Here is a 5,902-nt window from a genome sequence, read left to right as displayed (position 1 = left end):
GGCTTCCAACCCGGCGCCAGCCGCATCCAGCGTCACCCGAACCTGCGCCGCAGACAATTGGCCATCCTCGCCAAGCAGCCGGGCATATTGCAGCGTCGAAACCCGAAAAGCCACCTCCAGCTGGTCGGCATCCACCAGCTCAGCCAGTTTTTCATTGACCGAAACCAATCGGCCTTCAACCAGCGTCACCGCCTGCAGGGTGCCATCAAATGCGGCGCGTAGGGTGGTATCGGCCAGATCCCGCGTCGCGGTATCCAGGGCAATCTGACTGCGGGCGACGCGGGTGGCAGCCTTGTCGACGCGGGCCTCGGCCTGGCTCACGGCCTGACGACGTGAAATCACCGTTTGCCGGGCCTGCACTGCTGTCAGCTCGGCCGCCTCTACCGCTGCCGTAGTGCCGACACCGCGTTCCTGCAGATCCAACTGGCGCTGATGCGCCCGCGCCCGCAATTGCGCCTGATCCTGGGTGGCTTCCAATTCGTCATTGGCGAGGATGAGATCGCGCCCGGCGTCGCGTTCTTCGGCGCGGGCATCCAGCATATCAGCCTCGGCCTGTTCTAGGGCTGCCTGGGCATCCGAGGGGTCAATCTGCATCAGGACTTCACCAGCCCGGACCGCGCCGCCCTCTTCAAAACTTTCAGCCAGCTGGGTAATCCGCCCGCCCTGAGCGCTGCGCAATTCCAATGTGCGGCGGCTCTCAACGCGGCCAAACCCAGTGAGCTCTGGCGCGATTTCCTGCAGTTCTGCTGTCACCAGATTGACCGCAAAGATGCGTTCGCGCACCGGCGGTTTACGGGGTTCGGCATTCAGCCGCGCCTGCACCGCACCCACCACCAGTTGCCCCGCATAGAGCAAAAGCGCAGCTGTCATGGCCGCCAGAAACAATCCCGTCAAACTATGCCGCAAAAAGCGCATGTCGTATTCCCTTTGGTGGCTGGGGATCCCCCCATGCTACCCTATCCGTAATATGCATCTTGCCAGACAGAAACCGGCCGAGCCCCTAGCCCCGCGCAACCCTCTGACTGGCAGGTATCATTGAACATAGTGTTCGTCTTGACGAATTAAACGCGCAGCAGCGTCACTTCCGTCGCTGGGTTTCGGTTAAACGTGGCATTATTTCCACAAAATTGCAGGGGCGGTGGCGATAATCCAGCTGCATGGCCAGAATTTCATCCCAGCCATCCTTGCAGGCGCCGGGGCTGCCGGGCAGAGCAAACAGATAGGTACCGCCAGCAACGCCGCCGGTGGCGCGCGATTGCACCGCCGAGGTGCCGATCTTTTTCATCGACACGATGGTAAAAACGGTGCCAAAGGCTTCGATCTCTTTTTCATAGACATCGCGGTGCGCCTCAACCGAAACATCCCGCCCGGTCAGGCCAGTGCCACCGGTGGAGATCACAATGTCCACCTCCGGGTCGGCCACCCAGGCGCGCAGCTGATCGGCGATGTCACCGCGCTCATCCGGCATGATCTTGCGATCTGCCAGAATATGCCCCGCCGCCTGCAGCCGGTCGACCAGCACCTGACCTGAGCGGTCTTCCTCCAGGCTGCGACTGTCCGAGACGGTGAGGATGGCAATGCGAACCGGGATGAATTCCATGGTTTCGTCGATACGTGACATAGGAGACCTCATGTCTTTTGCAAAAGCGCGAGCCTGAGAGCCAGCCCCGCAAAAATTCCGGCCGAAATGCGCCCCAACCAGATGGCCGAACGCGAGGTCGGCGCGAAGAAGCGCCCCATGCTGCTGCCAAAGATCCCGACCAAGCCATTGATGACAAAGCCGCCCAGCGCCAGAACCAGACCATAGATCAGGAACTGCCCCAGCACCGGCCCGGCCTCGGGCACTACAAACTGAGGCACAAAGGCGAGCACAAAGAGGATCACCTTGGGGTTGGTTAGATTGACCCAGAAACCGGCGCGAAAGGCGCGGGAGGCAGGCACCGGCGGTTGCCCCGCCTGCGCTGGGACTGGCGCCTTCAGCGCGCCCCAGGCGAGGTAGAGCAGATAGGCGACGCCAAGCCAGCGGATGACATCAAACAGCCCCGGCATAGTCTTCACCACCGCGCCCAGCCCCAGCCCGGCGAGCACCACATGCACCATGCCCCCGATGGATATCCCGGCACTGGCCGCCAGCGCCGATCCGCGCCCCGAACACAGCCCCTGCCCAAGGCAGAACATCATATCCGCCCCCGGTGTCAGGTTCAGCGCCAGGGCGGCTGGCACAAAGGCCAAAAGCGAGATCGGATCAATCATGGGGCTACCTCAAAAAAGCTGGGCTCTGGCCCAAGGTTGGCGGTTTGGCTGGCGCTGACCTCGCCGCGAAAGCCCCAGCTGTCGTGGATATGGCCAAACAGGGTGAGCTGCGGTTGCAACCGCGCGACGGCATTGTGGATCGCTGTGGATCCCACCGAATGCCCCTGCCCGGTCACATCGCCTTGCCCCTTTGGAGGCGAATGGCAAATCAGCAGATCCGCCTTGGTACAGCGTGCCAGCATCTCTTCAGCTTCGGCTTCTGACAGGTCATAGGACCAATCGCCAAAGGGCGTTTGCGGCACACCGCCGCCAAGACCAAAGATCTGCAGCCCGCAAACCTCCACCCCCTCACCATGCAACACAGTCATGTTCGGCAAGGCGGCAGCGCGCAGTTCCTCGGCGCTTTCCGCGTTTCCCGGCACCACAATCATCGGCTTGGTGATTCCGGACAGCATCCTCATGGCCCGGTCCAGGCCGGTGCGCGCATTGCAAAAATCTCCAGCCCCGATGACCAGATCCGCCTGATCGCTGGCCGCAACCAGCGCCGCCGCATGGGAGGCCGAAAGATGCAGATCGGAGAAAGCCATGATTTTCATCTGGAAAATAAGTCCTTAGTTTGCGGCACCCAATCGGGCCTTCAGCTCCAAGAGGTCGCCCCAGGTGGTGCGTTTGTGCTCAGGCTGGCGCAACAGATAGGCCGGGTGGAACATCGGCAGAACCGGCTTGCCCCAGGCCTCCCCCCATTGGCCCCGCAGCCGGGTGATGCCACGCCTGCCCAGCACCGCCTGACAGCTGATATTGCCCATCAACACCAGAAAATCCGGCTGCGCCAATGCCACATGACGCTCCAGAAAGGGCACCATCATGGCGATTTCCTCGGCGCTGGGATCGCGGTTCTGCTGCGGCCGCCAGGGCATTACATTGGTGATATAGACGTTTTTGTCGCGGGCAAGATCATTCGCCGCCAGCATCCGGTCCAGCATCTGGCCTGCGGCACCAACAAAGGGCTTGCCCTGCTGATCCTCTTCGCGCCCCGGCGCCTCGCCAATCACCATGACCCGTGCACCGGCCTGGCCATCGGCAAAGACCAGATTGCGCGCGCCCATCTTCAATTCGCAATGCGAAAACCCTTCGAGCGCCGCCCGCAGCGAGGGCAACCCGCTCGCCGCAGCGGCCTGTTTCTGGGCCTCAACAACCGGATCGACGGGTTTTGGTTTGGGGGGCATGGGCGGCGGCGTACCGAGTTTTTTGCCAGCTTTCTGGCCAGGCATCTGCCCGGCGGTTTGGCCGGGCTGCGCCTTGGGGGCGGGCGGCTGCAACGCATAGCGGTCAACCGGCGCTTCACACAGTGCCTCGGTGGCGCCAAGCTCCACCTGCCATTCCAACAGCGCCTTGGCGCTCCAATAATCCAATGCCGATTCCATGGCCCAAGCTACCCTGCCACGCGGGCAAGCGGAACACCCCTAATGCAGCGCCTTTGACGCGGGCACCCCGCCTTGCCCGCCCGCAGCAAGGGGCCTATAAGATGCGCCAAACAGAGCGGAGCCGCCCCATGTCTTTCGATCACCGTCACCTGCTTGGCATCGAGACCCTCAAGCCGCATGAAATCACCACCCTTCTTGATCTGGCCGACAGCTATGTCGATCTGAACCGCCGCCCCGAGAAACACTCGGATGCCCTGGCGGGCCTCACCCAGATCAACATGTTCTTTGAGAACTCCACCCGCACCCAGGCGAGTTTTGAGATTGCCGGCAAGCGGCTGGGCGCTGATGTGATGAATATGGCAATGCAGGCCTCCTCTATCAAAAAGGGGGAGACCCTGATTGATACCGCAATGACGCTGAACGCCATGCACCCGGATCTGCTGGTGGTGCGCCACCCGCATTCCGGCGCGGTGGACCTGCTGAGCCAGAAGGTCAATTGCGCGGTGCTGAATGCCGGCGACGGTCGGCACGAACACCCGACCCAGGCGCTGCTGGATGCGCTGACCATCCGCCGCGCCAAGGGCCGGCTGCACCGGCTCAACATTGCCATCTGCGGTGATGTCGCCCATTCCCGCGTGGCGCGTTCAAACCTGATCCTGCTGGGCAAGATGGAGAACCGCATCCGCCTGATTGGCCCGCCAACGCTGGTGCCGGGTCAGTTCGCCGAATTTGGCGCCGAGATCTACGACGATATGCGCGAAGGGCTGAAAGACGTCGATGTGGTGATGATGCTGCGCCTGCAGAAGGAGCGGATGGACGGCGGTTTCATCCCCTCGGAACGCGAGTATTTCCACCGCTACGGGCTGGACGCCGAAAAACTGTCCCATGCCAAGCCGGATGCCATCGTCATGCATCCCGGCCCAATGAACCGCGGGGTTGAGATCGACGGCACCCTGGCGGACGATATCAACCGCTCGGTCATTCAGGAGCAGGTTGAGATGGGCGTTGCCGTGCGCATGGCAGCGATGGATCTTTTGGCGCAGAACCTGCGCCAGAGCCGCAGCGCCCAGGCTAGCTGATCTCATGAGTGACACCCTCGAAATCCCAGCTGGCGAGCGCGGCGTGATCCGGGTCTTTGATCTGGATATGCGCCCGGAACAGGCCCAGTTTCTACGCGAGCCGGGCGCTCTGGCGCAGGTGCTGGGCATTGAGGCGATCAACCTCGATCATGTGGAGATCTTTCCGATCTCAGACTTGGAGGAATTGGGGCTGACAGGCTACCTGACCCAGGGCTGCGGCATCCCAGAAGAGGAGATCACCCCTAAGCGTGACCGGCTCGCAGCGCTTGAGGGCCATGTACTGCTTTTGCGCTCGCGGGCTTTTGACGGGGCAGCCACCCGGCTGACACCGGCCAGCCAGATCCACCATATCGCCAGTTTTGGTGAAAAACCGATCAACTGGAGCGCCCCTCCGCAGGCCACCCCCGAAAGCAGCAGGCTCTATACCGGCCCCAAGCTGTCGCCCCGCGCAGCCCGCCACGCGGCGCGGCGCATTGGGGCCGCGCTTTTTGCCGTGGTGATGACTGCGATTGTTGTCACCCTTTTTGTACTGGTGTTCTGAGATGGATGTGATCGAGTTCAACCCCAACCGCAGCGCCTATATCACCGCCCATGCCTGGATGGCGGCTATCGCCATGATTGTTGGCATGGTGGTGCTTTGGGCGATTGGCAATCCGCATGTCTGGACCGGCGCAATCGGTGGGCTTGGCGCCATTGGCCTGCGCGGATGGTTCATGATGAGCGAAGAACTCTCCGTGGTCTGGCGCATTGAAGACGGCGTGCTCACCGGCCCCGCCGAGCGCCGGGTGCCGTTGAACCAGATCGAGGTGGTCAAAACCATGGGCTCCTATGTGCAAGTGATCACCACAGGCGGTGATAAGCACCTGATCAAATATCAATCCTCTCCGACCACCACCGTTGCCGCCCTCAATCACGCCATCGAAAGGCCTGTTGCATGACCCTTCTCTTTATCAATGCCCGCCTGATCGACCCCGAGGCCGGAACTGACAGCCCAGGTGCCCTGCTGGTTCAGGATGGCAAGATTGCCGAGGTGCTGGCTGAGGGAACGGAGCCCGCGCAACTGTTTCGTGCGCGAAACATTGAGGCCAATGAGGTGGAGGTCATCGACTGTGAGGGCAAATGTCTGGCGCCCGGCATTGTCGATAT

At 62.0% G+C, this 5,902-nt stretch carries 8 protein-coding genes and 1 pseudogene; 4 read left to right on the top strand and 5 right to left on the bottom strand.

Going from position 1 to position 5,902, the window contains the following annotated elements; all coding sequences use genetic code 11:
- The 5 genes from ABJP42_RS19640 to ABJP42_RS19620 form a co-directional block, all read right to left on the bottom strand.
- Positions 1 to 915 (bottom strand): HlyD family secretion protein (locus ABJP42_RS19640; protein WP_348343462.1); only part of this gene is annotated, 915 nt, incomplete at its 3' end.
- Between the two features lie 163 nt (positions 916 to 1,078).
- On the bottom strand, positions 1,079 to 1,621 hold the full coding sequence (moaB, locus tag ABJP42_RS19635; RefSeq protein WP_348343460.1) for a molybdenum cofactor biosynthesis protein B: 543 nt from the start codon (positions 1,619 to 1,621) through the stop codon (positions 1,079 to 1,081).
- Between the two features lie 8 nt (positions 1,622 to 1,629).
- Complete coding sequence (locus tag ABJP42_RS19630) at positions 1,630 to 2,253, bottom strand: LysE family translocator (RefSeq protein WP_348343458.1); 624 nt, start codon at positions 2,251 to 2,253, stop codon at positions 1,630 to 1,632.
- Positions 2,250 to 2,849 (bottom strand): metallophosphoesterase family protein, encoded by a 600-nt coding sequence (locus tag ABJP42_RS19625; RefSeq protein WP_348343456.1) that lies wholly within the window; start codon positions 2,847 to 2,849, stop codon positions 2,250 to 2,252. Before ABJP42_RS19625 ends, ABJP42_RS19630 begins: the two co-directional genes overlap by 4 nt.
- 15 nt (positions 2,850 to 2,864) lie before the next feature.
- A complete protein-coding gene (locus ABJP42_RS19620) occupies positions 2,865 to 3,677 on the bottom strand; it encodes a uracil-DNA glycosylase (RefSeq protein WP_348343454.1) in 813 nt (270 codons plus the stop codon).
- Between the two features lie 128 nt (positions 3,678 to 3,805).
- On the opposite strand from ABJP42_RS19620, the gene ABJP42_RS19615 reads away from it, so the two are divergent.
- The 4 genes and pseudogenes from ABJP42_RS19615 to ABJP42_RS19600 all read left to right on the top strand — a co-directional run.
- On the top strand, positions 3,806 to 4,756 hold the full coding sequence (locus ABJP42_RS19615; RefSeq protein WP_348343452.1) for an aspartate carbamoyltransferase catalytic subunit: 951 nt from the start codon (positions 3,806 to 3,808) through the stop codon (positions 4,754 to 4,756).
- 4 nt (positions 4,757 to 4,760) lie between these two features.
- Positions 4,761 to 5,297, top strand: a complete 537-nt coding sequence (locus ABJP42_RS19610; RefSeq protein ID WP_348343450.1) for a hypothetical protein — start codon at positions 4,761 to 4,763, stop codon at positions 5,295 to 5,297.
- Position 5,298: 1 nt separating this feature from the next.
- On the top strand, positions 5,299 to 5,694 hold the full coding sequence (locus tag ABJP42_RS19605; protein ID WP_348343464.1) for a hypothetical protein: 396 nt from the start codon (positions 5,299 to 5,301) through the stop codon (positions 5,692 to 5,694).
- A pseudogene (locus tag ABJP42_RS19600) lies at positions 5,691 to 5,902 on the top strand (dihydroorotase); the annotation flags it as partial. The gene ABJP42_RS19605 and the pseudogene ABJP42_RS19600, both read left to right, overlap by 4 nt.

This window comes from Pseudophaeobacter sp. (genome assembly GCF_039971195.1).
Taxonomy (GTDB): domain Bacteria; phylum Pseudomonadota; class Alphaproteobacteria; order Rhodobacterales; family Rhodobacteraceae; genus Pseudophaeobacter.
This window is presented reverse-complemented; position numbering and strand designations above follow the sequence as displayed.